The following is a 25,774-nucleotide window of genomic DNA, read 5'->3' as shown; positions in this document are numbered from 1 at the left end:
TTGTTTGTACTGCCCGACCAAGGGTCTCTGAACGACGCCTGAGTCGGGGGGAGAATGCGCTCGCCTCAAGTACCAGGTGATTGCAGGAAGGTGGTGCCGTTCCATGTGAATTTTTGCGTGCTTTCGACACTTGGGCAGCAGTTGGCATCGTCCGGACCGACGCTGAGCATTTTCACTACGAGGGTTTGCGGCGCGATGACTTCAACGCTTTGCACACCTGATCCCACGACCAGTTTTGCGCGGTGAATCCAGCCCTGAGGAGTCGCGTAAAACGTCGCCAGCGACTGGAAGTAGCCATTGCCACCCCCCTGCCCTTCAAGGGTGTAAAGCACCACCGCGTCGTTGGTTCCGTCACCGTTCAGATCGGTCAAAATGATTTGTCGGGCGTCCTTGTACTCTTCACCGCCGTCCTGTGCGATTTCGCTGGCGATTTCACGGTCAATCGCAGCTTCGAGCAACGCGGTGACAGCGGCAACATCAGGCGCTGCCGGCGGAGTTTCTACAGGAGCTGCAGCGACAGGTTGTTCGGTGATTGCCTGGCGTTGCGCGACCGGATTGGAATCGCTGATCTTCTTCAGTACGGCAGCCTTGAGTGCCAGCATGTCCGATTCGAGAAAGAGCTGGTTTCGCGTATCGCCGAACGGCTGTGCATCGCCCAGTACCCAGCGAGCGAAGATTCCCGGACGTTTCTTTTCCTGGCGATCGACCAGATCGTCGATCACTTCGTTGGCCGCTTTGGCAAAGCGTTCATAGCCATTCTGGCCAACGGCTTTGATCAACGTATCCTTCTCGCGCGCCACGTTTCTGCGAGCCAGTTCGAGCATGATGATGTTGGTGTCGACCAACTTGCTTTCGCATTCGTTGGTGTAGTTGCCGAAGCAATTCTGCCGGTATTCCTGAACAGCATTATTGGCTTTGAAGTCGTCGTAAGCGCCACAGCCTGACAAGGCTGCCAATACACCAACTGCCATGACCCCGCGAAGCAGTCCCATTGAAAAAATCCTTATCAGTGCCTCATCCTGCTGAACTGCCCGTTTGATCCGAGGCAGTCGCGCTTGGCGAAATGGTTGTACATAAGTTGAATAACCAGCGAATTGCCGGTTCGTGGAAATTCTGCAGACAAGAAAAAGCCCCCGGCAAACGCCGGGGGCTCTCGCAACCCTTTCGGGTTAGCCGATGTTCACGCCGTGCTCTTTAGCCAACGGCGCCAGGCCGCCAGCGAAGCCCTGGCCGATGGCCTTGAACTTGAACTCTTCGCCGTTGCGATACAGCTCGCCGAAGATCATCGCGGTTTCGGTCGAAGCGTCTTCGCTCAGGTCGAAGCGTGCCAGCTCTTTACCGTCAGCCTTGTTGACGACGCGGATGTAGGCGTTTTGCACTTGGCCGAAGCTCTGCTTGCGCGCGTCCGAATCGTGGATGGTTACAGCGAATACCAGCTTCTTCACTGTTTGCGCCAGGCCGGTCAGTTTGACGGTGACTTGTTCGTCATCGCCATCGCCTGCACCCGACTTGTTGTCGCCCATGTGCTCGACCGAGCCATCAGCAGACTTTTTGTTGTTGTAGAAAATGAAGCTGTTGTCGTCGAGCACTTTGCCGGATTCGCCAACGATGAATATCGAAGCGTCGAGGTCGAATTCGGTGCCGTCGGTGACGCGTGGGTCCCAGCCCAGGCCAACGATAACTTCAGACAGGCCTGGAGCTTCTTTGGACAGGCTGACATTGCCACCCTTGCTCAGTGATACCGCCATGTTCAAATTCCTCTTGGTTGTGGTGAGTCAGGCCCTGAATTCAGGGCCTTGCAAATCGATTGGCAAGATGCCGAACCTTAGAAGTTCAGACCGAAAGAGTTGGCAACAGCCTTCAGGCCGCCAGCGTAACCCTGGCCAACAGCGCGGAATTTCCACTCGCCACCGTTGCGATACAGCTCAGCGAAAATCATCGCGGTTTCGGTGGAAGCGTCTTCAGCCAGGTCATAGCGAACGACTTCGGCGCTGGATACTTCGTTGACCACACGAATGAACGATCCACCGACCTGGCCAAAGCTTTGTTTGCGGGCTTCGGCGTCATGGATGGTTACGACAAACACGACTTTTTCGACGTCGGCCGGAACACGGCTCAGGTCAACTTTCAGCACTTCGTCGTCGCCGTCGCCAGCGCCGGTACGGTTGTCACCCGTGTGCTCAACCGAACCGTCCGCACTCTTCAACTGGTTGTAGAAAATGAAGTCTGCGTCGCTGCGAACCTTGCCGCTGGCGCCTACCAGAAACGCGCTGGCGTCCAGGTCAAATTCCGCGCCGTCGGTAGCGCGCGGGTCCCAGCCCAGGCCAACCAGAATCCTGGTCAGGCTCGGGTCGGTTTTGGTAAGGGACAGGTTGCCACCTTTTTGAAGTGTCAAAGCCATCGGTACATCTCCTTGTGGTTGATGCTGCTACTCAATTGTTTTCGGTTTGGGTTTCTTCCTGACCCGGCAAGATCAGGCTCGCCACTACGCCGATTGCCAGGACCACCATGACAATCAACAAGCTGGTATTCGCGTCAATGGTGTAGCCGTGGTGGAACATGTGGTCGGTGGCGTTCAGGCCAAGTTTCACTGCGATGAAGAACAACAGTGCAATCACCGATTTTTCCAGATGGACCAGGTAGCGTTTCAGCGCTTCGAGCACGAAGTACATGGTTCGCAGGCCAAGAATCGCGAACAGCATCGCCGAGTAGACGATCAGCGGTTCACGGCTGACAGCGATCACTGCCGGTACCGAGTCGAACGCGAAGAGGATATCGGACACTTCCGCGACCACCAGGCACAGGAATAGCGGCGTGGCGAACAGCGTGCCTTTGGCGGCCAGGGTCATGCCCTGGTTTTCCGGTTTCTGCAGCTCACCTTCGAGCACCTTGCGGGTCACGAAGAAATTGTGGCCGTACAGTTTTGGCCACACCGGGAACAGCTTCTGTGCGAAGCGATACGCCATGTGCTTGGAGTAGTCTTCTTCCTCGTCATCGTCCCCGCCGGCACGCAACATCATCACGGCCGTCCACGCAACGATCACCGCGAAGACAATTTCCACCCACGGCCCGAAAGCCAGCAGGCCAGTGCCGATCGCGACGAACACGCCACGGAACACGATGGCACCGATGATGCCCCAGTACAGAACGCGGTGACGCAGGCCATCCGGCACCTTGAACCAGGCGAAGATCGCCATGAAGACAAACAGGTTGTCGACACTCAGGACTTTTTCCAGCGCATAACCGGTGACGAACAGGCTGGCCACTTCAGGGCCGTGCTGCACGTACAGGAAACCTGCGAACGCCAGCGAAATCGCGATCCAGAATATCGACCAGATCGAGGCCTTCATCAGCGAAATAGGCTTGCCTCCACGGTGCGTGACCATGTCCAGCAGCAGGGCGCCAAGCGCCAGCCCTACAAACACCGCCATGGTCAGCGGGGGAAATCCGATTTGCGTTTCCACAGGTACCGCTCCTTAAAGATCAAAATCAGCCGGGTTCAGACCCAGCTCGGCGCAGATCAAACGGCACGCCGCTTTTTCCTTTTCATCGAACGTGCCGTCCGATGCGCCGATGGAACAGGCAACACGCACCAACAGGCGAGCAGCACCCGGGTCGCTCTTGATCTTGCCGATGACTTTCAGTGCTTCCGCCTGACCGATCTGGAAGTCGAACTCGAACTTCTCGCAATGCGCCGAGAAGGACTTGATCACGTCTGCCGTGTTGAACACTTTCAATTCAGGCGAGATATTGATGAAGCCGATCATCTTCTGCTTTTCCGCCGAAGAGATATCGCCATCCGCTGCGGAGACGATGGCGCAGCTGGCCGTCATCGCTTCCATGAACTTCTGGTTCTTGAATTTACCGACTTCAGTTGTCAGTTTGTCGCGAGCCGCCGTCGCGTTTTCTTTAAGCCATGCGAGCATGTCAAATCTCCTTAAGGGGCGGGACCGGGAGGCCCCGCCATCCGTATTATTTCGAGCCGGCGCGCCAGCTCATGCCCCAGCCATAAGCCTTGTCGACTGCCGAATGACCACGATGGAAGTCGACGCGGCGCGAAACCTTCACCGCCCCGTCAACGTTCTCGAGCATGGCAATCGCACACATGCCTTCGCGGCCACCTTCTTCATTGAGGCGAACCTCGATGTCCGGCTGGCCGGGGATGTAGATGGTCACGATGCCGTCAGTCTCTTTCCAGTTCGGCGCGCCTTCGTAGATGAAGGCGAAGATCAGAATGCGTTTGACCTCGCCCCACTTCGCGCCGTTGATGTGCATCCACTCGCCACCGGCAACCGAGCCGGTGCGGTCATCGCCCTTGAGCTGGATGTACGGCGCGCCACTCAGGCTGCCGAAGCAGTTGCCCAAGGCCTGCACCACGCCCTTTTCGCCGTCCTGCAGTTCGTACAGGCAGCCAACATCAAGGTCGACGGATTTGTTGCGGCTGAAGAAGCCACCGCCGCTGCCCTTGTTCCAGTTCAGGTTGACCTTGATTTCGCCGAAACCGCTGGCGGTTTTCTCCAGGCTGATCGACGAGCGAGTCTTGTCGAGCGTGATCTTGCTCAGACTGATCGTCGATTTCGCGGGCGCAGGCACCGGTGCCGGGGCTGGTGCAGGCGGAACGGGCGCAGGCGTCGGTGCAGCGGACGGAGCCGCGATTTCAACACCAAAATGCTTGGCCAGGGGCTCCAGACCGCCGTTGAAACCTTGCGCGACACAGCGGAATTTCCACTCACCCTGGCGACGATAAAACTCGCCAAGGATCAACGCAGTTTCCTTCATCCCGGCAGTTGGCAACTGAGCCTCGATGCCGCCCGAGACTGCCACGGACAAGTGCGAGACGCGCTCGAAACTGGCCTTGTTCTCATGGATCGTCGCCGACAGCGCGACTTTCTCGACCGCCGTTTCAAGACGACTCAGATCGACAGTGAATACCGCACGCCCGGCTGTCGCCTCGGTCATCTGCAACACGCCGCCGAGCACACTGCTCTGGCCATAGAAGCACATGTCGCCATCGCCACGGACTTTACCCGAAGCGTTCAGGACGAAAGCCGACACATCAATGTCGACGCCCGGAATTGGCGTGTAGTTGATATCCACGCGAAGCTGGCCGCAGGCAACCGGCGCATTACCACCAGGTACGAGAGCGGCCATCAGCTCAGCGCCTGCACGGCCAGATTGACCAGGTCGTCAGCGGTTCGCCCACGAGTGGTTTCGCCGATGGCCTTGAATTCCCAATCGGAACCTTTGCGCGACAGGCTCGCCATCACGATGCCGGTATGACCGCCCTTCTCGGACAGGTTGAAACGCGCCAGTTCCGATTTGTTGCTGGCATTGACGATGCGGCAGTAGGCTTTTTCGACTTTGTCGAAGTTCTGCCCGGTGAAGCTGTTCACGGTGAAGATCAGATGCTTGACGGCGGCCGGCAGACGCGACAGATCAACGTGGATAGTTTCGTCATCACCATCGCCTTCACCGGTACGGTTGTCGCCAGAGTGCTGAATCGAACCGTCCTGCGACTTCAACTGACGGAACCAGACCAGGTCGATCACTTGCAGACTTTCGTCGAGCAGGATGCACGAAGCGTCCAGATCGATCTCTCCGCCGCTGCCCATCAGCTTGCCGAGAAAACCTGCTTTCACCGGGTCCCAACCCAGGCCAAGGCTGATGCGGGTCAACGCGCTGCCGGCCGTTTTTTCCAGAGAAATGCTTTGCTGTTTGCTCAGGGTAAGTGCCATCGTTACGCTCCTTGTTGATCGTCAGTGTTCACGTCGCGATCAGGTCTGATCGCGCTTTTTGCTGTCCGCAGACGTCCACGACGCCATGCCGGATGAAAGTGTCGCCAGTGCGCGTCTTGCGCCGCAGCGAGCAATTCGTGATCGCCACGGGTATCGCCCCAGGCTTTGAGGCGGTATTCAGTCAGCGGCCCATAGACCGCCTCCAGCCGCAGCACCTTGTTCTCGCAGCGGCAGTTGTTGCCGGATATACGTCCGGTCAATTTGCCGTCGATCACTTCAAGTTCGGTGCCGATCAGCTTGATACCCAAGCGATCCGCGAAGGGTTGCAGCACCAGCGCAGGCGACGCCGAGCACAGGGTCACCTGCGAACCGGCGGAGATCTCGCTGGCAATCGCCATCAAGCCTGTCGGGCGCATCAGCCTGGTCCAGAAAGCTGCGCAGTACTTCGCTGCCTGCTGGCTCACCCACTCCGCGTCCACGCCGCTGAGAAAGCGGCTGATCAACTGCGCCTTGAGTTCGTCACGGCTCATGCGTCGGGCGAGGAATCGAATGCTCGGCAGCGCGAGTGTCAGCACACGCCGGACGAACTCACGTTTGCCGAAAGCAAACTTCAAGAACGGTACAAAACTGTCATGGCGGGTCAGTGTGCCGTCGAAGTCAAAGACGCAGAGCACCTTTTTCCCCGGCTGGTCAGGGCCGGTATTTGCCTGAATCATCGAATGGCCTCGGCTAGTCGAATGGGTGCTTCACCGTGGGCGGCATCGGTTTGGCGCACGCCATGCCATTCGGCGCGCTCAAGAATCTTCATCGCCCATTGGTAATGGGTCGCCGGTTCACACATCACATCGTTGTGCTTGAACACGGCCGGGGCCACGTCGCTGACGATCAACTTCGCACTGTTCAGGTCTTCGAGGCTGACTCGCAGCGCATCCTGAATGATGCTGATCTGGCTCGGGTGAATCGCGGTCTTGCCCACCAGACCGTGGGCGATGTCCAGTTCCAGCTCTTCACACAGCAGATTCGGCGTGGCGAGTTGTTCGAACACAGGCGCGGTCAGTGCAAAACCTTGCGACCCCATCACCCCGGCCAACATCGGAATCACGTAACCCATCGGCGTGTTGTACAGCGTGGTCGCCGGGTTACGCCGCAAGCCGAGGCTGCCCATCAGATCATTACCGCCAATACGCAGGGCGATGATCCGGTGATTCAGATTGGCCTTGAGCGCCTGACCCAACTCGAGCATCGCCACCGGACTGAACACCTCGGCAGTTTCCAGAGTCGGCATCAGGAACAGCTCAGGACTGGTCACCGCCCGCTCCCAGGCGTCGAGGTTGCGCAGCGTCAGTTTCGGCACAACGAAGCCGTCGACGTGCTTCATCAACGGCCAGTCATTGAGTACCGCCGCCATCGCCGAATCACGCGGACGCACGAACAGCACCGGCCCCTCGGCAGGCCGCCCGCCGCGCTCATCTATTGCCGACAACAGGCAATGCAAGTTGCTCAACGCGGTGCTGACATCGATCTCGGCAACTGCGTCTTCGAGGCATACCACCAGCGAACGCAGTTCCGGCAGCTTGGTGGCGAACACCACATCCAGCAGATCGGCGCGCGTGGCCGGCATGTACAGCGTGGCACCCAAGGCGTAAGGAGAAAGCTTCTTCATCAGCTCACGCTCCGAATGATGGTCACGGCTCGGTACGGGCCGAGTGCGGCGCCGACTTCTTCGACGCAAACGCCAGCGCCTTCGGTGAGGTGCATCAGTAATTGCACGTCACTGTCGTTGCGATCTCGCACCAGCACATGATCCGGCACCCGGCGTAGCACCGCGCGAGTGGCCTCGGCGATGCCCGGTTTGACCCGGTTTAGATTGCTGATATCGAAACGTGCAGCCAGCGACTCCACGACTTGCGTGGCGGCGGCTTGCAGCTTGGCACGCTTGTTGGCCGTCCACGGCACCGCAGCAGGCACCGGGCCCAGGGTTTTGCGCTGCTGCTCGATGTGCTCGATGAACTCGCGCGTCACATCGTGTTCAGTCAGGTGGTCGTAGACCACGCAGCCATGCAGCCCGCCATCAGCCGGCCAGATCGAACGCGATACCAGACCCGAGACGGTCGCGCCAAGGATGCCCGACGGAATCACCCAGTCTTCCGCCGAGGCCGCCAGCCAGGCTCGCCCGCAAGGGTCGGCCAGCACCACCAGACGCGGCTCCTCAGGGAATCGAGCATCGCCTTTGAGGCTGCGCTGAATTTCACCGGAGATCGCACCTTTGCCAGTCCAGCCGTCGACGAACACGATGTTTTGCGCGCCGTGGGCCTGAATGATCGCCTCAAGACCGATGAGGTCTATGCCGCGATCCCGCACGATGCTGATGCCGTAATGATGTGTCTCGCGGCCCATGTCGATCAGCGCCCGACGCAGCAGCACACCCAGCGGCAACCCGGCGCGGACAAACGACACCAGAACAATCGATGGGCCTGTGCAAGCGCCATTCAACGCCAGCGCCAGTGCCTGAACGTCGCTGGCCATGCGCACGCCATTCTGCGCGAGCGCTCTCTCGTACAGCGCTTTGTGCACAGGTGTCGGCGCGCTCTCGAAGCTGATCATCTCCGAGTAGTGCTTCTGCTGCGTCTGAATCAGCCGCTCTTTCTCTACGACGTCGGTCACCTCCATCTGCACCGGCTGGAGCAGGAAGTGCACGTCGTCCTGCAAATAGCTGCCGCTACCAACAGTCTTGAGGTCAGCGATGGACTCAGTCATTGAGCGCATGCCCCACAAACCTCGCCAGCTGGCTGCCGGACGGGGTTGCCCACAGGTGGCAGGCATCCATGAAACCGAGGTCGGTAATGCTGTCGCCGAAGCCCAGCACGGGTCGTTCACCGTTGACTTCACGGTCACGGCGCAACAGTTCCTCAACGGCCACGCGCTTCGACAGACCGGCGGGCAAAAAGGCCAGATTGTTGCTGTTGCCGTGGACGTGCATTCCCTCCAGCAAGCCGCGCGCCTGGACTTCAGCCAGCACGGTTTGCAGGACTTCATCGTTGGATTCGTTGTGCTTGGTCACCACGTAGTGGCGCAGGTTTTCTTCTTCAACTACCCAGCCGCGCAGCGAAATGCCCAGCGCCTTGCCAATGGCCAGGGTCGCGGCGCTCAGATCGGGGAGCCGGTGTTGAAAGTCTGCCAGGACGACAGTCATGTGCGCCTGCCATTGCTCATCGAGCCTGCCGTCGGCGCCGAGAATCACCCCGCCGTGCGAGCACACGGCGCCCTTGTCGAAAGGCAGTTTGACTCGACTGAAAGCTTCGACACTACGCGCAGTCACAGGCACGACGTCGGTCGAGGACAACAGCCATTCCACCAGAGTTTTCTGCACCGGGTTCATGTACCCGTTCGGTTGGCCTTCAATGTCAAAGGTCGCAGGATGGCGTGGCGTGCCTTCAGGCATTTTGCGCGCGGTCTGGAACAGCGTGTCATCAAGGTCAACCAAGGCCAGCGGACGATTACTGAGCATCGACAATCACCTCGGCGTTCAGGGCGGCAACCAGTTCGGCAGATACCGCCTGCGTCGGCGTTTCCGAGCAGATCAGCACGCGATCAAACTCCCCCGGGCGCACGTTGTAGAGAAAGTTCGGAATGCCCAGACCGTAGTTGTCCGAGAACGACAACGCGTGACCGATGGCATGGCCCAGCGCGATCGGCGAACGGCTGGTCGAGCTGAAGTGCACGTCGGCACCGGCACGCTCAAGACGTTCGGCGAGCAGGAACGGACGCCAGACAAACTCGCTGGTGCCGACCACCAGCACTCGCTCGCCAGCCTTGATTTGCAGATCGGGGGCCAAGGTGTCTTCGACCTTGCGCACACCGAGCCGGCCCCAGTCGTTGTGTGCCGACAACGGCCACTCACCGGCGGCAACGGTGCCGACGGCCGGCATCTCCGGCAGCGGCGCTTCGAGGTCTTGATGGAAATCGTAGGAGCCTTGCAGTAACGAGACTTGATGCGCGGACTCGCCAATGGTGTTGCGCACCGCGTTGCTCGACCAGTCGGTCAGCACGCAGGTCACGACACGTTCGACCTGGGTCAGACCCGAGTCGACCAAGGCGCGGTGCAAATTGATGAAGGTCTTGCCGGTGGAGGCTTCATCGTCTACCAGCACCAGCGAGCGCGCATTCAACATCATTTCGCGGACGTCGGGATCGACCGGCAAGTGGATCAAATGGGCGCTGGCGTGGCTGTGTTCTTCTTCGAAACGAGTGAACAGTTCGGTGCCGGTCGGGTGCCGTGTGCTGACCATGTACACCGTGTCAGGCCGGGTCGCGCTGAACGCGCGATGCACGCCAGCACCGAGGCCAACGGCGGTCTCGGCCATGCCGATCACCAGCACCGGGCCGGGCAGATCCGCAGGGATCTGCGCTGCGAGGCTTGCGAAACTGGTATTCATTGCCGAGGGGCGTACCGGGATATGGCGGCCAAGCACTTTGGACACGAACAGGAACGCACGCTTGGGGTTACGGCGCTCGGCAAAGCCGAACAAAGCGTTCGGAGCGATGAGTGAATCATCTACTTTGACATCGAGTCGCCCGCGCATCAGTTGCGCACTGAGCGTTTGTGTAGCTGCGTTACTTTCCATGAGCAAAAATTCCTAAATGGCGCTGGGGGATTAACCGCGCGCCGGTACCAAATGTTTCAAATCAAGAGAAGTCAGAAATTTCGCGCTTCGACACGCCACATTGAAGCCTGGGCTTCACGCGCCAGTTCCGCTGTTGTGAAAGATTTACCGACAGGGATCTTGCTGGCCTCGACGCGACAAGCGTCAAGGAATGAGAGGAGCAATGGCGCCTTGACCGCAAAATTCATGTTTTGCGCATCCGGCAGAGTTGAGGTCACCAGACCGACCACCGCACCCGAGGAGTCAAAGAGAGGGCTGCCACTGGAACCGGGCTGAATCGGGGCAGTGAACTGCAGTAGGCTCGAATCATTGTGCAGGCCAAACAGACCCGACACACCACCCTGCGTCACTTGCACGCCGCCGCCAGCGAACCCCGCAAGCGGGAATCCCAACGCCACAACGTTGTCGCCGAGGTCGCAGCCAAAACCTTCCTTGAACGCCACCGGTTTCAGCGGTGGGCAATCCAGCACTCGCAACAAAACGATGTCGTTGCGCCGATCGACCACAACGGGTTCGACACGGTAACGTCCTTCGAAGGAGGAGATATGAATTTCCTGCATGTCCTCGATGACATGAGCACAGGTCAGGACGTGATTTCTCGAAACGGCAAAACCGGTGCCGGTCGCACTGCCGCGTCCGGATTCGGAAGGACTTGAGCGTCCCTTGGGATGGGCATCGTTGATATCGAGGCCGATTCGCCGGCCAAAAGCCGCCAGGCCATAAGCTGAACCTTCAGCCAGAGCCCGGAACCTCCATTGCTGATTGCGCGTGTAAAACTCGCCGATGATGATCGCCGATTCGCCGTTATCACGCAGATCGAGACTGTAATCGAGCTGGCCATCAACCTGAAAACGCAGGGTCTTCAGATCACTGACCGGACCAGCAGCAGAGAAGGTATAGACGATGATCAGCACACGATCGCTGCCTGACGGCAGTTCTGCCAGGTTCATCGCACAGCCGACCTTTTCCTGATCACCTTTCCACTCCATCCAGCCATGGGAGGTCTGGAACAGGGCGGGATCACCTGTCGGGCGGCGTTTCTCGTCAACCGGCAATATAGCGACTGCTGCATAGTCCCCGAAAGCCGAGGACTTACCGCATTCAAGAGTCCATTCACTCTGTGCGCTCGATATTACGGCATTTGCGCCAGGCGCCAGCACCATCATTCCCTGATCTCTCCTTGACTGCTAACGACCAGCTGCTTCACATGCAGCGCGGCAAATTGTAGCAAAAATAGATGTCGCTTTAATATCAGGATGCCACAGCCGCCACGGTCACGCCCTTGACCCGGACGTTCGCCCTCCAGACGGTCGCAGGCTCCGGCAAGCCCAACCGTCGAGCCGCGAAAATGCCCGGCAGGTTGGTCCCGGTCGCCCGGGTGTAACCGATGCCGCCCGAGTATCGCGGGTTGATTTCCAGCAAATGCGGCTGGCCATCAGCGTCGTCGCGGGTCTGCACATTGACGATTCCGTCACAACCGAAATGCTCGGCAGCCTTGAGTGCCAACTCGACAGCCGGGCCCTCACGCTCGAAGGTCTGATGTACACCAGCCTTTCGACGACTGACGAACGCAACCGGACGGCCAGCTTCGCAGACCATGTCCACCGAACATTCGCTGCCGGCCATGTACGGCATCATCAGCATCGGTGCCGGAGCTTCGGCTTCACAGTAAGCACGCATATAAGTTTCAAAATTGGCTTCACGCGCATCCGGGTTGGCAAAACAGCGGAACGGATCGGTATCCGCCTTGAATCGCCAGAAACCCTGGCCATAAATACCGACCGCAGGTTTGACGCACACTTCGCCACTGGCGGAGAGGGTTTTGTAAGCAGCGAACATTTCTTCGGCATTCAATGCTGTGATCGCCGGGACACAAGCCAGGCCGACACGCTCTGCTTCGGCGGTGAATCTGCTCTTGTCGTCGACCATGTCGAAGGTCGCCATCGACGTACCGCCAGTCACCAATTCAAGACCCGCCTGTTCAAAGCGCGCCCGTTCGATCTCGAAAACATTACCGACGCGTCCAGCCAGAATCAGTTTGATGTTGTGCGCTACTGCAGTGGCGATGACCCAGTCGATACGCTCTTCATTGTCACTTGGCTCCGTAAAACTGACGTCGGCAAGCGACGTGATTTCAGGGCGATCCTGACGATGAGAGGCGAAGATTTTTACATCCGCCGGAAGTGCCTCGCGCGCGCCGATGATGACGTCACGCTGACTCGATTGCCCTTCTAGAAACCAGATCATTTGATACTCGCTGATTGATGCGCCCGCGCAATAGTAACTGGATGAATATCAACTGATGGCAGATTTGGGTCATCGGGCCGCAAAGTCGGCGCGCGAAGGCCTTGGGAAGTAGATTTGTTTTCGAGTTTTTACATGGGGGGTTGAATCAATTCGGGAGTTCACTCTTGATATTCTGCTGGCGAGCCAAACGGAGCGTCCACCAGCAATACATTTCCGCATGTGAAAATTACCGGGCTTACCCGCCGGGGCAATGCTCACCTGACCGAAAAACACACAAAAAAGGGGCAGACTCAACGCCTGCCCCTTATGCATTACACCCTCAAAACCGTGAAACGCTGTGCATCGCATCCACCAGATAGCGCATCGCAATCCGGTCACTTTCCGACAGTTCTCGGTAGCGCTCGACCAATTTGCGCTCTTCAGAGTTGAGCCGCTTCCTGCGTCTGCCTCCCAGGCACGGAAAGATTCCCAACATTTCGGTAATGCATTGCACCTTTGCCATGGACGATGTCCTTTTCCATTACTTCAGCATTTTTTTGAAACCGCCTCGCCCTGCTCCTGCAAGCAGCGATTTGAGCCCTGCCGGTCGGATGGGTCGAGACCGGCCATACCCATAGAATAGAAATTAAATCGGCGCTGAAAAGCTGTTTTTAGAGTAATTAGTCGAAATAAGCAGTTATGCCCTGTAAATCAGAAAAGGCTGTGGGATAAGTAACCGTAACGTCTTGTTTCATTGAGAGGCTGTCGCCGTGCTATCAATGAATTTTGCAAAATCAGCGAACGGATTAAGCTAGCGGGCATCTGTTACTAGTCCGTAGCGTTTGGCCGAAGGCTTGTCCGAACCGTAATTTCTGATCCAGTACGTGCCAGGAACGGCGCGGGATTGTCCACGACAGGTTGTATCTATGCACCGCAGGAATTTGCTCAAAGCGTCCATGGCCATTGCGGCTTACACCGGCCTTTCCGCCTCCGGCCTCCTTGCCGCACGCGCCTGGGCCGCCTCTGGCGGTGCCGCCGACGGTGAAGCCCAGGCCTTCGACTTTGAAACGCTGAAGCGCCAGGCCAAGCAACTGGCCGGCAACGCCTATCAGGACACTAAACAAGTGTTGCCGCCGACCCTGGCGACCATGACCCCGCAGAACTTCAACGCGATCCGCTACGACGGCGAGCATTCGCTGTGGAAGGAGAACAAGGGTCAGCTCGATGTGCAGTTTTTCCACGTCGGCATGGGTTTCCGCCAGCCGGTGCGCATGTACAGCGTCGATCCCAAGACCCGCACGGCCCGCGAGGTGCATTTCCGCCCTCAGCTGTTCAACTATGAAAACACCTCGGTCGACACCCAGCAGCTCAAGGGCGATCTGGGTTTTGCCGGCTTCAAGCTGTTCAAGGCGCCGGAGCTGGATCGGCATGACGTGGTGTCGTTTCTCGGCGCCAGCTACTTCCGCGCGGTGGATGCCACTGGCCAATATGGCCTCTCCGCCCGTGGCCTGGCCATCGACACCTACGCCAAGAAGCGCGAAGAATTCCCTGACTTCACCAAGTTCTGGTTCGAGACCCCGGATCAGAACGCGACCCGCTTCGTGGTCTACGCCTTGCTCGACTCGCCGAGCGCGACCGGTGCCTATCGCTTCGACATCGACTGCCAGGCCGAACGCGTAGTGATGGAAGTCGACGCCCACGTCAACGCCCGCACCGCCATCGAACAACTGGGCATCGCGCCGATGACCAGCATGTTCAGCTGCGGCACCCACGAGCGCCGGATGTGCGACACCATCCACCCGCAAATCCATGACTCGGATCGTCTGGCCATGTGGCGTGGCAACGGCGAGTGGATCTGCCGTCCGTTGAACAACCCGGCGACCCTGCAATTCAACGCCTTCGCCGACACCGATCCGAAAGGTTTCGGCCTGGTACAGACCGACCACGAATTCGCCAACTACCAGGACACCGTCGACTGGTACAGCAAGCGCCCGAGCCTGTGGGTAGAGCCTACAACTGCATGGGGCGAAGGCTCTATCGATCTGCTGGAAATCCCTACGACCGGTGAAACCCTCGACAACATCGTTGCGTTCTGGACACCGAAGAAACCGGTAGCCGCCGGCGATTCGCTGAACTACGGCTACAAGCTCTACTGGAGCGCCTTGCCTCCAGTCGGCACACCGCTGGCGCGGGTGCATGCGACCCGTTCGGGCATGGGTGGATTCGTCGAAGGCTGGGCACCAGGCGAGCATTACCCGCCAGTCTGGGCCCGTCGTTTCGCCGTGGACTTCACCGGTGGCGGTCTGGATCGCCTGCCGCAGGGCACCGGGATCGAACCGGTGGTCACCTGCTCCAACGGCAAGGTGCAGGACTTCAGCGTGCTGGTGCTGGATGACATCAAGGGTTACCGGATCCTGTTCGACTGGTACCCGACCAATGACAGCGTTGAGCCGGTGGAACTGCGTCTGTTCATCCGCACCAACGACCGCACGCTGAGCGAGACCTGGTTGTACCAGTACTTCCCGCCGGCGCCGGACAAGCGCAAGTACCCTTGATGGCTTGAGCCGTCAGGCCAACAGGCAGTACAAGTGGATATCGTGGGGTTCCAGATCAAACAGTTCGGGATCCGGTTGTTCCAGCAACCGGCAACCCTGGCGCTGGTAGAACTCCACGGTATTACGCGACTCGGTCGCCGAGACGTACAACGCCTCGGCGCCGATCTCCCGGCCATGGGCGCAGGCCAGGGCAAACAATCGCCCGCCCAGCCCCTGCCCACGCCAGGCGCGGCTGATGTGCAGGAACTTCAACTGCCGCATCTTCAGGCCCTGATTGTGAATAACCCGGTTATCCACAACCACTGCCGCCACCAGTGTCTCGCCATCAAAAATCCCGTGTAGCCACCCGCCGCTGCGCCAGCACTTCTCCAATACCCGCGCATTCTCCTCCGCTTCGCCTTCGGGCCATCCGCGCATATCGAAATGCGCCGGATACAGAATCAGCCCACCGTTTTCCACGCGATAACATGCTTCGACCCGTTCACTGCGGTCGATCTGCGCCAGCAGCGGCAAGTCGAGTTCGGTCAACGCTCGTTCGATCAACATTGCGGTCCATTCCTTTGCAATTCCAAGCGACAGGCAAGAAAAAACCCGCCGGTTCAATGGCGGGTTTTATAGGCTTTGCGACAGGTCGGAATCAATCCCGCAGATCAGACTCGTGAATCGGCTGATCCCGATGAGTCGCACGTTGATACTGCGCCGGCCACACCGCTTTGCGTCCGCCCAGGTCATCGTCGGCATGCAGCGGCCAGTACGGATCACGCAGCAGCTCACGGGCAAGGAAGATGATGTCGGCCTGACAGGTCCGCAGAATGTGCTCGGCTTGCGCAGGCTCGGTAATCATGCCCACGGTGCCGGTAGCGATGCCTGATTCCTTGCGCACCCTTTCCGCGAAGCGGGTCTGATAACCCGGTCCCACCGGAATCTCCGCGTTCGCTGCAGTACCACCCGACGATACGTCGATAAGATCCGCGCCGAGAGTTTTCAGGCGTCGCGCCAGCTCCACGGTTTCATCGGGGTTCCAGCCATCTTCCACCCAATCGGTGGCCGACAGACGAACGAACACCGGCAGTTCTTCCGGCCAGACGGCACGTACCGCCTCGGTTACTTGCAACACCAGACGGATGCGGTTTTCGAATGAACCGCCGTACTGGTCGCGGCGCTGATTGCTCAGCGGAGAGAGAAACTGGTGCAACAGATAACCATGCGCCGCATGCACCTCGACCACGCTGAAACCGGCTGCCAGCGCACGCTTGGCCGCGGCCACGAAATCCTGGATGACCTGGGCGATCTGCCCTTCATCAAGCTGTTTGGGTTGGGTATGTTGCGGGTCAAAGGCAATCGGTGAAGGCCCGACCGGCGTCCAGCCGCCGTCATCCGGTTTGACGCTGCCGTGCTTGCCGATCCACGGCCTATGGGTGCTGGCCTTGCGTCCGGCGTGGGCCAGTTGAATGCCGGCCACTGCCCCCTGCGCGTTGATGAAACGGGTGATGCGTTGCAGCGGTGCGATCTGTTCGTCTTTCCACAGGCCCAGGTCTTCGGCGGTGATCCGCCCGTCGGCCGTGATCGCCGTGGCTTCGGTAAATACCAGGCCCGCGCCCCCCACTGCACGGCTACCGAGATGCACCAAATGCCAGTCGTTGGCCAGGCCATCGACACTTGAGTACTGGCACATTGGCGATACGGCGATGCGGTTGGGCAGGGTCAGTTGGCGAAGGGTAAAGGGTTCAAGCAGCAGACTCATGGGGCACCTCTCAAATCAGTGGGCAGGCTCCAGGGTTCTGTTTGAAAAGTCGACGAGTGACAGGAAAAAGGTGCAGCACCCGCCCCCGCGGGCAAAAAATTCGACAAGACGTCACAAGGCCAATCAAGCAGTGCTTAGAGCCTAGTCGACATCCGGGGATGAGGGAGGGTTCAGAAATGAAACAGCACAATTGAAAACACCTGCGCCCCTTCAGAAAGGGGCGCAAAGCCCTTAGCGCGGTTCGATGTGAGCAATCATCAGTTGCACGGTTTCATTGCCGCGAAACTCGTTGAGATCGAGCTTGTAGGCCAGCTCGACCCATTTGATTGTCGGGTTCGGCCAGATATCGCGGTCAATGCCAAACGCGATGCCATCGAGTTTCACCGAACCGCATTCGCTCTTCAGCACCACTTTCAGGTGCCGCTCGCCGACCACCCGCTGCTCGACCAACTGAAACACGCCATGAAACAGCGGCTCCGGGAAATGCTGGCCCCAAGGCCCGGCATGACGCAGGGCACGAGCCAGTTCCAGATGAAACTCTTCAACAGCCAGGGTGCCGTCCGACAGCAGGCGCCCGGTCAGATCTTCTTCGCGAAGCTGCCTGCGCACTTCGGCGTCGAATGCCTCGGCGAACAACGGAAAATTCTCCTGCGGCAAGGTCAGGCCAGCCGCCATCGCATGACCGCCGTACTTGCTGATCAGGTCTGGATGCTGCGCCGCCACCACGCTCAACGCATCGCGAATATGGAAACCCTGAACCGAACGCCCCGAGCCTTTGAGCAGGCCGTCGCCGGCATCGGCGAAGGCGATGGTCGGGCGGAAATAACGCTCTTTCATCCGCGAGGCGAGGATACCGATGACACCCTGGTGCCATTCCGGGTCGAACAGGCAAAGGCCGAACGGCATCGACTCGACCGGCAAGTCCTTGAGCTGTGCCAGCGCTTCACGCTGCATGCCTTGCTCGATGGATTTGCGATCCTGGTTCATACCGTCCAGTTGTGCGGCCATTTCCCGAGCCAGTTCTGCATTCTGGGTCAGCAGGCACTCAATCCCGAGGCTCATGTCATCCAGACGCCCCGCCGCGTTCAGGCGCGGGCCGACAATGAACCCGAGGTCGGTCGACGTGATGCGCGAGGCTTCACGCTTGGCTACTTCAAGGATCGCCTTGATCCCCGGCCGCGCACGTCCGGCGCGAATTCGTTCCAGGCCCTGGTGCACCAGAATCCGGTTGTTGGCATCCAGCGGCACCACGTCGGCGACGCTGCCCAGCGCCACCAGATCCAGCAGTTCGCCGATGTTCGGTTGTGGCTTGCTCTCGTACCAGCCGAGGCTGCGCAGGCGTGCACGCAAGGCCATCAACACGTAGAAAATCACCCCGACCCCGGCCAGCGCCTTGCTCGGAAACTCGCAACCAGGCTGGTTCGGATTGACCAGCGCATCGGCTTGCGGCAGTTCATCGCCGGGCAAGTGGTGGTCGGTGATCAAGACCTTCAAACCGTGACGCTTCGCGGCCGCCACACCTTCGACGCTGGAAATACCGTTGTCGACGGTGATCAACAGTTGCGGCTCGCGGGTCATCGCGACTTCGACGATTTCCGGGGTCAGGCCGTAGCCGTATTCGAAGCGGTTCGGCACCAGATAATCGACATGTGCCGCGCCCAGCAGGCGCAGGCCAAGCACGCCCACGGTGCTGGCCGTCGCGCCGTCGGCGTCGAAGTCGCCGACGATCAGGATCCGCTGACGCTGCTCCAGCGCCGTCACCAGCAGATCCACCGCCGCATCGATCCCTTTGAGTTGCTGGAACGGAATCAGCCGCGCCAGGCTTTTGTCCAGCTCCGCCTCGGACTGCACGCCCCGCGCCGCGTACAGGCGGGTCAGCAACGGTGGCAGATCACCGAGAAACGGCAGAGTGGCGGGCAACGGGCGAGGATCGATACGCATGGGGTGACAGGAGCTTCTCTTGGGTACGTGGGATTTTTCGGGAGCGCTGCGGACTTAGCCGCGCTCGCCTTGCAGCCAGCTGAGCTGAACTTCGTGCTGACCACGGTCGTCGGTGACGAAGATCGTGCCTTCGCTGATCATCACGTCCCACTTGATGACGCGGGGCATGTCCTTGGCCAGGGTTTCCAGCACTTCCTGCGGGACAGCAGCGATGTTGACGTTCTTCAGGTTCTTGATCGCCGGGATCACCTTGCCTTCCCAGACGCGCAGGCTGCCGTAGGCCAGCAGGCTGGTGCGCTCGGTGCGACGGGAGCACCAGGTCAGGCGATCCGCATCCGGCTGGCCGACTTCAATCCAGTGCAGGACACGGTCATCCAGGCTCTTTTCCCACAGCGCAGGTTCGTCCACGTCCGACAGACCACGACCGAACGACAGGTGCTCGTTGTACCAGAGCGCGTAGGCCAGCAGGCGCACGGTCATGCGTTCTTCGGTTTCCGAAGGGTGGCGGGCGATGGTCTGCTTCACGTTCTCGTAGACGCTGCGGTCGAGATCGGTAAGGTTCAGTTCGAATTTATAGGTGGTGGACGGCTGGGCCATGAACGGGCTTCTTGATACGAGGAAAGTCGGCAAGTCTAACCGATGCTGTAGGCAATCCACGAATTGATGGCGATCAACCTTGCGCGACTGACAGCCGGCTATGTTAAAACGCTGTATCCGTTCAGCCTTGTCCTACAGGATCTCGCATGCCGTTCGCCAACAAGCCGCTCAGCGGTCTGAAAGTCATCGAATTGGGTACATTGATTGCCGGGCCGTTTGCCTCGCGTATTTGCGGCGAGTTCGGTGCTGAAGTGATCAAGATCGAATCGCCGGACGGCGGTGATCCGCTGCGCAAGTGGCGCAAGCTGTATGAAGGTACTTCGTTGTGGTGGTTCGTCCAGGCACGCAACAAAAAGTCTCTGACGCTGAACCTGAAACACCCCGACGGTCTGGCGATCCTGAAAAAACTGCTGGGTGAAGCCGATATCCTGATCGAGAACTTCCGCCCCGGCGTCCTGGAAAAACTCGGCCTGAGCTGGGAAACCCTGCACGCGCTGAACCCGAAACTGGTGATGGTGCGTCTTTCAGGCTTCGGCCAGACAGGGCCGATGAAGGATCAGCCTGGTTTCGGCGCAGTCGGCGAATCCATGGGCGGCCTGCGCTACATCACCGGTTTCGAAGACCGCCCGCCGGTGCGTACCGGAATTTCCATCGGCGATTCGATTGCCGCCCTGTGGGGTGTGATCGGCGCGTTGATGGCCCTGCGTCATCGCGAGGTCAACGGCGGGCTTGGCCAGGTCGTTGATGTGGCGCTCTACGAAGCGATCTTCGCCATGATGGAAAGCATGGTGCCGGAGTTCGATGTGTTCGGGTTCATTCGTGAACGCACCGGTAACATCATGCCGGGCATCACGCCGTCGTCGATCCACACCAGCGCCGACGGCAAACATGTGCAGATCGGCGCCAATGGCGATGCGATCTTCAAGCGCTTCATGCTGATCATCGGCCGTGAAGATCTGGCCAATGACCCGGCGCTGGCCAGCAATGACGGGCGCGACACTCGCCGTGACGAGTTGTACGGGGTGATCGATCGCTGGGTCAATTCGCTGCCGCTGCAAACCGTGCTGGACCTGCTGAACCAGGCCGAAGTCCCGGCCAGCCGGATCTTCAGCGCCGAAGACATGTTCAACGATCCGCAGTACCTGGCCCGGGAAATGTTCCTGCAGGCCAAACTGCCGGACGGCAAACCCTTCAAGATGCCGGGCATCGTGCCGAAACTCTCTGATACACCCGGCACGTCCGAATGGGTCGGACCGCAGCTCGGTGAACACAATGCGCAGGTACTCCACGATCTTGGCTACGACGAGAAGCAGATCGCCCGGCTGCGCGAAGACGGAGCCATCTGAGCTGAAGCGCCGACCGGCCTCAGCCTCCAACCGCGCCCACCACTGGTGGACGTGGCGGCTGTTCGGCCTGCTTTTTCTGCTGATGCTTCCGGCCTGGGCGCAGGCGAAGCCGACGCTGATCTGGCTGCTGCGCGACCTGCCGCCGCTGACCATTTTCGAAGGCCCGAAAAGGGGCCAGGGCGTCATCGATCAACTGATGCCGATGCTGATTGCCGGCATGCCGCAATACGAACACACCTTGATGCGGGTCAACCGCGCCCGCGGCATCCAGATGCTCCATGAACACCCGTTCGCCTGTGATCCTTCGCTGATCTGGAACAAGGAGCGCGCGCAATGGATCGCGTTCTCCATCCCGGCATTTCGAGCGGTCAGCAATGGCCTGGTGGTGCGTCAGAAAGATCGCGAAGTGCTGGCGCCGTTCATTTCCGACGGTGAAGTCGATCTGTCCGCATTCCTGGCCAACAGCGACAAGAAAGTCGGCGTGGTGGCCGAGCGCAGTTATGGCGAATACATCGACGGCCTGCTCCGACAGGCCCCGGGCGGCGCGCTGACACCGCATTACGGGAATGACGCGTTAAGCAGTCTGCTGTCGATGCAACGGCTCGGGCGATTGCAGGTGGTGCTGGGTTACTGGCCGGAAATCCGTTATCAGGCCCGTCAGGCACAGATCGCTGAAGATGAGCTGGAGTTTTTCCCCATTCGCGGGTCGGGCAAGTACATTTCGGGGCACGTCGGCTGCACCGACACCACTCAGGGCCGGCAGGCGATCAGTGAAATCGATCAACTGTTGCGTACCCTGCCCCACGAACATCTCGACCAGCTCTACGCCGACTGGCTGGACCCTGAAAGGCGTCAGGACTATCTGGAGCAGGCGCGGATCTTCTTCCAGCAGCAGGCCACGCAGTAAATCCCGGACAAAAGAAACCCCGAGAAGTGGGGAGACGACTCGGGGTTAAACGTGGTCTTTATCAAAGACCCGTAGCAGCAAGCGACAAGCACCGGAGCACAATGCTTGATCCTGCTGCTATGGGGTCTGACTGACCCGGGTGCAGGAAGGTTCCCACAAAAGACAAATCAGTTTCAGAGACCCGGGTGCTTGTCGCGGGCAGCGTTGCGCAACGCTGCAATCACACAGGGCTCCAGCCGACCTTCGGCGATCAGGATGTCGCGATGCAAGCCATCGACCACATCCGTCAGTTGGCGCTTGTCGCTCAGCTGCGCCCGATTGAATTCGCGTTCCACCATGATGGCACCACTGCCGTTCTTCAGTGTCACCAGGCATTCACCCTGCAGACCGCGAGGGGTCAGCGTCACCTGATACGGGCTCAGAGCCTCACCGAGCAATAGACTGATACTTTCCATCTCGATCTCCACTCAATAGTCCGAAAACACAGTGCCTGGGGCGTGTCCACAGTAAATGACCACCGGCCCGAGAAGAAAGTTCTGCATGTCGGCGGCCTCTCCCGGAGCGTCACCTGCCTGACGGAGCATGCAGGGTGAAGATGACAGAAAAATAACCAATGACTTCAGACAATGACCGGACGTCGGGGCGACGACAGATAGCTGTCGAGCAGATTGCGCATCAGCACGGCCGAAACCGGTGTGTGCAGGCGTCCCAGGAGCTTCATCCCTTCATCGCCGAGCAAAGGTTCCAGGTCGGCCTGTACGCTGGGCGCCACCACCCCCAACAGAATCAGCGCCCGCGCCTCTTGCCGGGCCACCAGATGCCTGATCAGCGCCACCCCCTCGCCGCCCTTGAGTTGCGGATTGCAGATGGCGATATCGACAGTCCCACGGCGTACCAGCGAACGCTTTGCCGCGCTCAGCGAAGGCGCGGTCAACACGTCATAGATACCGATGGCGTTGAGCATCTGGTGCAACGCCATCAACTGGAACGGGTTGGGTTCGAGAAGCAGGATTTTGAGCAAGCGCATTGGACGACCTCTGGAACGACAATCGCGGTTTCTCGCCGCAGTGGTTTGTCACTCTAGGGCAGTCGTCCTAAGCCTCCCATCAGAAAAGTAGCCACGCTTTATAGGACATTTCCCAACTTCACTGCGGACAACGACACCCGCTCTCGGTCCGGCACTGGGTGATATCCGTCCAGCCACCCAGCAGGCCACGCAACTTCCCATCGACACCGTAAAAGGGCACCGTCCATTGATAGATGTGCCGGGAGCCATTCCTGAACAATAACTGTCGTTTGCTGAAGCGCGTCTTGCGTGTGCGCAATTGCACCATGAACTCGTCATGCAGCATCAGTGAGGTGGCGGGCGGAAGCGCATCGAATTCATACAGCATTCGTCCTTGCACTTGCTCGAAACGGACGCCGAGTGCTTCTTCATAGCTGCGGTTGCACATGATCAACCGTCCCTGCAGATCACGCACGAACACGGGGTCGGGCATCGCATCGATCAGTGCATGCTGAAAGGCCAGTTGATCGCCCAAGCCCTTTTCGGCTTCCCGGCGCTGTTTTATCTCGGTAGCAAGCCGACGATTCCAAAACAGCGAAAGCAGGCCCAATACCCCGAGCGCCCCCATCGCCCAGCATCCCCACTTGATCAGCCGCGCTCCGAAGGACGGTGCCGGTGCAGGTGAAATACCGTCCAGCCACTTCAGGCGCATCGCCCGCAACTCGGCGGCCGAGAAAGCACCGAGGGCCTTGTTGAGAATGCTCAGCAACTCAGGCAGGCCTTTGCGCACCGCCAGATGATCCGCCTCCCACTTGCCCTCGACCAGACCACCGACCTTGAGCAAGCCTGATGGAAACAGCTGTGCACCGATCTCGTTTTCAATCGTGGCATAAGCCTCGCCACTCTCCACCAGCGCCCGGGCCTCGGCGTAGGTCTTGACCGAGCGAATCTCGATCAACGGGTGGTCGCGTCGGATACTGTCCTCCAGCGCATGCCTGGCCGGCAACACCAGGACCCGTTTCTCCAGCTCTTCAAGCGACTGCACCGCCGGCAAACCTGCCCGCCCGACGAACACCCACCCCGCTCCTCCGAAGGCATGGCTGAAATCGAGGAACTGCCTGCGCTCCTCGTTCATGGCCAGTGTCGTACTCATGTCGGCGACGCCGCTTTCCAGGCGTTCCAGCATGTGGTTGGTGGAGAACGATTCCTGATGCACGAACTGCAAACCGGTCATGGCGCTGATGTGCTTGAGCACATCGTTGTTCAAGCCACTCCACTGACCGTGTTCGTCCTGAAACAGATACAACGGATATTGCACCGAGGCGACTGTCACCCTGGGGTTTTCACGAATCCACTGTCGCTCTTGCGCGTCCAGCTCGATGGGCTGGATATTCAACTCCATCCCTTCTGAATGCATCGTCAGATGAGCTGCCTCGGTCAATTGCAGAAACCCCGACAGCCCCAACAAAAACAACCAGCTCAGCGCTGGCCTCAATCCTGAATAAAACCGCATTGCCACATCCTTCGTCATCGACTCGCCCGTCCTTCGTGGGCGAAACCCGAGCAGTGTGGCATGCAAAAACAAGAAAGCCCGTCAGGAGACGGGCTTCAAAATGTGACAGCTTTCAGGGCTTAAAGCGGCTTGCCGCGATTGCCATGCTGGCTGACAAAGGACTGCACGGCTTTCAGCTCGTTTGCCAAAACTGTGCAGCGCTCTTCTCTCTCAAACAAATCAGAAAGATGTGCAGGTAGCTCGAGAGCTTTTCCTACACCGGCTTTTTCCACGGCATCCGGGAACTTGACCGGATGCGCCGTGCCCAGGATCACCATCGGGATATCCAGGCTGCGACGGCATTCGCGTGCGGCTTTCACACCGATGGCCGTGTGCGGATCGAGCACCTCACCGGTCTGTTCGAAGACTTCGGCAATGGTTTCGCAGGTTTGCGCATCGTCCACGGCCAGCGAGTCGAACAGTTTGCGCGCCTCGGTCCAGCGTTCCTGTTCAACGCTGAAACCACCGCCCTGCTTGAACGAATCCATCAGTCCGGCAATCGCCGCGCCGTTGCGACCGTGCAGGTCGAACAGCAGGCGTTCGAAGTTCGACGAGACCATGATGTCCATCGACGGCGACAGGGTGGCGTGCAGGGTTTCCTTGACGTACTGGTTGCCGCTCATGAAGCGGTGCAGGATGTCGTTGCGGTTGGTGGCGACGATCAACTGGTTGATCGGCAGACCCATGTTGCGCGCCAGGTAACCGGCGAAGATGTCGCCGAAGTTGCCGGTCGGCACCGAGAACGACACCGAACGTGCCGGGCCGCCCAATTGCAGCGCTGCGTGGAAGTAGTAAACGATCTGGGCCATGATCCGCGCCCAGTTGATCGAGTTCACCGCCACCAGACGTGTGCCCTTGAGGAAGCTCTGGTCAGCGAAGCTGGCCTTGACCATTTCCTGGCAGTCGTCGAAGTTGCCTTCGATGGCGATGTTGTGGATGTTCTCACCGAGGATGGTGGTCATCTGCCGACGCTGCACTTCGGACACACGGTTGTGCGGGTGCAGGATGAAGATGTCGACGTTTTCACAGTGCTTGCAGCCTTCGATGGCGGCCGAACCGGTGTCACCGGAGGTGGCGCCGACGATCACAACGCGCTCGCCGCGCTTTTCCAGCACGTAGTCGAGCAAACGACCGAGCAGTTGCAGGGCGAAGTCCTTGAACGCCAGGGTCGGGCCGTGGAACAGCTCCAACACCCATTCGTTGCCGTTCAACTGACGCAGCGGCGCCACGGCGTTGTGCGAGAACACACCGTAGGTTTCTTCGAGGATCTTTTTGAAATCGGCGTCCGGAATGCTGCCGGTCACGAACGGGCGCATCACCCGGAAGGCCAGCTCGTGATACGGCAGGCCGGCCCAGGAAGCGATTTCTTCCTGGGTGAAACGTGGCAGGTTTTCCGGGACGTACAGACCGCCGTCGGTGGCGAGACCGGCCAGCAGGACGTCTTCGAAATTCAGGGCCGGTGCCTGGCCGCGGGTACTGATGTAACGCATGACTGACTCCA

The 25,774-nt window shown here is 59.4% G+C and carries 26 protein-coding genes; 3 read left to right on the top strand and 23 right to left on the bottom strand.

Going from position 1 to position 25,774, the window contains the following annotated elements; genetic code table 11:
* Positions 1–65: 65 nt before the first annotated feature.
* From AC1RME_RS29150 to AC1RME_RS29080, 15 genes are all read right to left on the bottom strand, one after another.
* On the bottom strand, positions 66–992 hold the full coding sequence (locus tag AC1RME_RS29150; RefSeq protein WP_493092092.1) for a hypothetical protein: 927 nt from the start codon (positions 990–992) through the stop codon (positions 66–68).
* Positions 993–1,169: 177 nt separating this feature from the next.
* Positions 1,170–1,748 carry a TerD family protein gene (locus AC1RME_RS29145; protein WP_096819296.1) on the bottom strand — a complete coding sequence of 193 codons (579 nt, stop codon included), beginning with the start codon at positions 1,746–1,748 and terminating at the stop codon, positions 1,170–1,172.
* 77 nt (positions 1,749–1,825) lie between these two features.
* Positions 1,826–2,401, bottom strand: a complete 576-nt coding sequence (locus tag AC1RME_RS29140; RefSeq protein WP_096819294.1) for a TerD family protein — start codon at positions 2,399–2,401, stop codon at positions 1,826–1,828.
* A gap of 31 nt (positions 2,402–2,432) precedes the next feature.
* Positions 2,433–3,431, bottom strand: a complete 999-nt coding sequence (locus AC1RME_RS29135; protein WP_096819328.1) for a TerC/Alx family metal homeostasis membrane protein — start codon at positions 3,429–3,431, stop codon at positions 2,433–2,435.
* 45 nt (positions 3,432–3,476) lie between these two features.
* Positions 3,477–3,926: a tellurite resistance TerB family protein gene (locus AC1RME_RS29130; protein WP_096819292.1), complete on the bottom strand. Its 450-nt coding sequence runs from the start codon at positions 3,924–3,926 to the stop codon at positions 3,477–3,479.
* Positions 3,927–3,972: 46 nt separating this feature from the next.
* A complete protein-coding gene (locus AC1RME_RS29125) occupies positions 3,973–5,151 on the bottom strand; it encodes a TerD family protein (RefSeq protein ID WP_096819290.1) in 1,179 nt (392 codons plus the stop codon).
* On the bottom strand, positions 5,151–5,735 hold the full coding sequence (locus tag AC1RME_RS29120) for a TerD family protein (RefSeq protein ID WP_096819288.1): 585 nt from the start codon (positions 5,733–5,735) through the stop codon (positions 5,151–5,153). The genes AC1RME_RS29125 and AC1RME_RS29120 overlap by 1 nt, the downstream gene beginning before the upstream one ends.
* A 2-nt stretch (positions 5,736–5,737) precedes the next feature.
* Positions 5,738–6,451, bottom strand: a complete 714-nt coding sequence (locus tag AC1RME_RS29115) for an HAD family hydrolase (protein WP_096819286.1) — start codon at positions 6,449–6,451, stop codon at positions 5,738–5,740.
* Positions 6,448–7,398: an HpcH/HpaI aldolase/citrate lyase family protein gene (locus AC1RME_RS29110; protein ID WP_096819285.1), complete on the bottom strand. Its 951-nt coding sequence runs from the start codon at positions 7,396–7,398 to the stop codon at positions 6,448–6,450. The genes AC1RME_RS29115 and AC1RME_RS29110 overlap by 4 nt, the downstream gene beginning before the upstream one ends.
* Positions 7,398–8,492: a cysteine protease StiP family protein gene (locus AC1RME_RS29105; protein ID WP_096819283.1), complete on the bottom strand. Its 1,095-nt coding sequence runs from the start codon at positions 8,490–8,492 to the stop codon at positions 7,398–7,400. Before AC1RME_RS29105 ends, AC1RME_RS29110 begins: the two co-directional genes overlap by 1 nt.
* Positions 8,485–9,243, bottom strand: coding sequence for an HAD family hydrolase (locus tag AC1RME_RS29100; RefSeq protein WP_096819281.1), 759 nt, complete (start codon positions 9,241–9,243; stop codon positions 8,485–8,487). Before AC1RME_RS29100 ends, AC1RME_RS29105 begins: the two co-directional genes overlap by 8 nt.
* The gene (locus tag AC1RME_RS29095; protein WP_096819280.1) at positions 9,233–10,360 is read right to left on the bottom strand and encodes a phosphoribosyltransferase domain-containing protein; all 1,128 of its coding nucleotides are present in this window, start codon (positions 10,358–10,360) and stop codon (positions 9,233–9,235) included. The genes AC1RME_RS29100 and AC1RME_RS29095 overlap by 11 nt, the downstream gene beginning before the upstream one ends.
* Before the next feature lie 71 nt (positions 10,361–10,431).
* Positions 10,432–11,565, bottom strand: coding sequence for a trypsin-like peptidase domain-containing protein (locus AC1RME_RS29090; RefSeq protein WP_493092089.1), 1,134 nt, complete (start codon positions 11,563–11,565; stop codon positions 10,432–10,434).
* Between the two features lie 85 nt (positions 11,566–11,650).
* On the bottom strand, positions 11,651–12,646 hold the full coding sequence (locus AC1RME_RS29085) for an ATP-grasp domain-containing protein (RefSeq protein WP_096819276.1): 996 nt from the start codon (positions 12,644–12,646) through the stop codon (positions 11,651–11,653).
* Between the two features lie 319 nt (positions 12,647–12,965).
* Positions 12,966–13,148 (bottom strand): hypothetical protein, encoded by a 183-nt coding sequence (locus tag AC1RME_RS29080; RefSeq protein ID WP_096819275.1) that lies wholly within the window; start codon positions 13,146–13,148, stop codon positions 12,966–12,968.
* A 403-nt stretch (positions 13,149–13,551) separates the two neighbouring features.
* On the opposite strand from AC1RME_RS29080, the gene AC1RME_RS29075 reads away from it, so the two are divergent.
* Positions 13,552–15,180: a glucan biosynthesis protein D gene (locus tag AC1RME_RS29075; RefSeq protein ID WP_096819273.1), complete on the top strand. Its 1,629-nt coding sequence runs from the start codon at positions 13,552–13,554 to the stop codon at positions 15,178–15,180.
* Positions 15,181–15,192: 12 nt separating this feature from the next.
* On the opposite strand, the gene AC1RME_RS29070 is transcribed toward AC1RME_RS29075, so the two are convergent.
* The 4 genes from AC1RME_RS29070 to AC1RME_RS29055 form a co-directional block, all read right to left on the bottom strand.
* The gene (locus AC1RME_RS29070; protein WP_096819272.1) at positions 15,193–15,726 is read right to left on the bottom strand and encodes a GNAT family N-acetyltransferase; all 534 of its coding nucleotides are present in this window, start codon (positions 15,724–15,726) and stop codon (positions 15,193–15,195) included.
* A 91-nt stretch (positions 15,727–15,817) separates the two neighbouring features.
* Complete coding sequence (locus AC1RME_RS29065; RefSeq protein ID WP_096819269.1) at positions 15,818–16,924, bottom strand: NADH:flavin oxidoreductase/NADH oxidase; 1,107 nt, start codon at positions 16,922–16,924, stop codon at positions 15,818–15,820.
* Positions 16,925–17,155: 231 nt separating this feature from the next.
* Complete coding sequence (recJ, locus tag AC1RME_RS29060; RefSeq protein ID WP_273540214.1) at positions 17,156–18,865, bottom strand: single-stranded-DNA-specific exonuclease RecJ; 1,710 nt, start codon at positions 18,863–18,865, stop codon at positions 17,156–17,158.
* Between the two features lie 54 nt (positions 18,866–18,919).
* Positions 18,920–19,462 (bottom strand): YaeQ family protein, encoded by a 543-nt coding sequence (locus AC1RME_RS29055; RefSeq protein ID WP_096819266.1) that lies wholly within the window; start codon positions 19,460–19,462, stop codon positions 18,920–18,922.
* A gap of 146 nt (positions 19,463–19,608) precedes the next feature.
* Between AC1RME_RS29055 and AC1RME_RS29050 the strand changes: the two genes are divergently transcribed.
* Complete coding sequence (locus AC1RME_RS29050) at positions 19,609–20,808, top strand: CaiB/BaiF CoA transferase family protein (protein ID WP_096819264.1); 1,200 nt, start codon at positions 19,609–19,611, stop codon at positions 20,806–20,808.
* Entirely contained in the window at positions 20,735–21,715 is a 981-nt protein-coding gene (locus AC1RME_RS29045; RefSeq protein WP_176504819.1) for a TIGR02285 family protein, read from the top strand. The genes AC1RME_RS29050 and AC1RME_RS29045 overlap by 74 nt, the downstream gene beginning before the upstream one ends.
* A gap of 173 nt (positions 21,716–21,888) precedes the next feature.
* Here the strand turns inward: AC1RME_RS29045 and AC1RME_RS29040 are convergent, their stop codons facing one another.
* The 4 genes from AC1RME_RS29040 to thrC form a co-directional block, all read right to left on the bottom strand.
* Complete coding sequence (locus tag AC1RME_RS29040; protein ID WP_085729753.1) at positions 21,889–22,170, bottom strand: DUF3509 domain-containing protein; 282 nt, start codon at positions 22,168–22,170, stop codon at positions 21,889–21,891.
* Positions 22,171–22,334: 164 nt separating this feature from the next.
* Entirely contained in the window at positions 22,335–22,742 is a 408-nt protein-coding gene (locus AC1RME_RS29035; RefSeq protein WP_096819260.1) for a response regulator, read from the bottom strand.
* A gap of 118 nt (positions 22,743–22,860) precedes the next feature.
* Positions 22,861–24,234 (bottom strand): transporter substrate-binding domain-containing protein, encoded by a 1,374-nt coding sequence (locus AC1RME_RS29030; protein WP_096819258.1) that lies wholly within the window; start codon positions 24,232–24,234, stop codon positions 22,861–22,863.
* Between the two features lie 119 nt (positions 24,235–24,353).
* Positions 24,354–25,763, bottom strand: coding sequence for a threonine synthase (gene thrC / locus AC1RME_RS29025; protein WP_493092086.1), 1,410 nt, complete (start codon positions 25,761–25,763; stop codon positions 24,354–24,356).
* Positions 25,764–25,774 lie beyond the last annotated feature (11 nt).

This window comes from Pseudomonas sp. GW822-FHT03F08 (genome assembly GCF_058801265.1).
The sequence above is the reverse complement of the archived record's forward strand: the minus strand, read 5'-3'. Positions and strand labels throughout refer to the sequence as shown.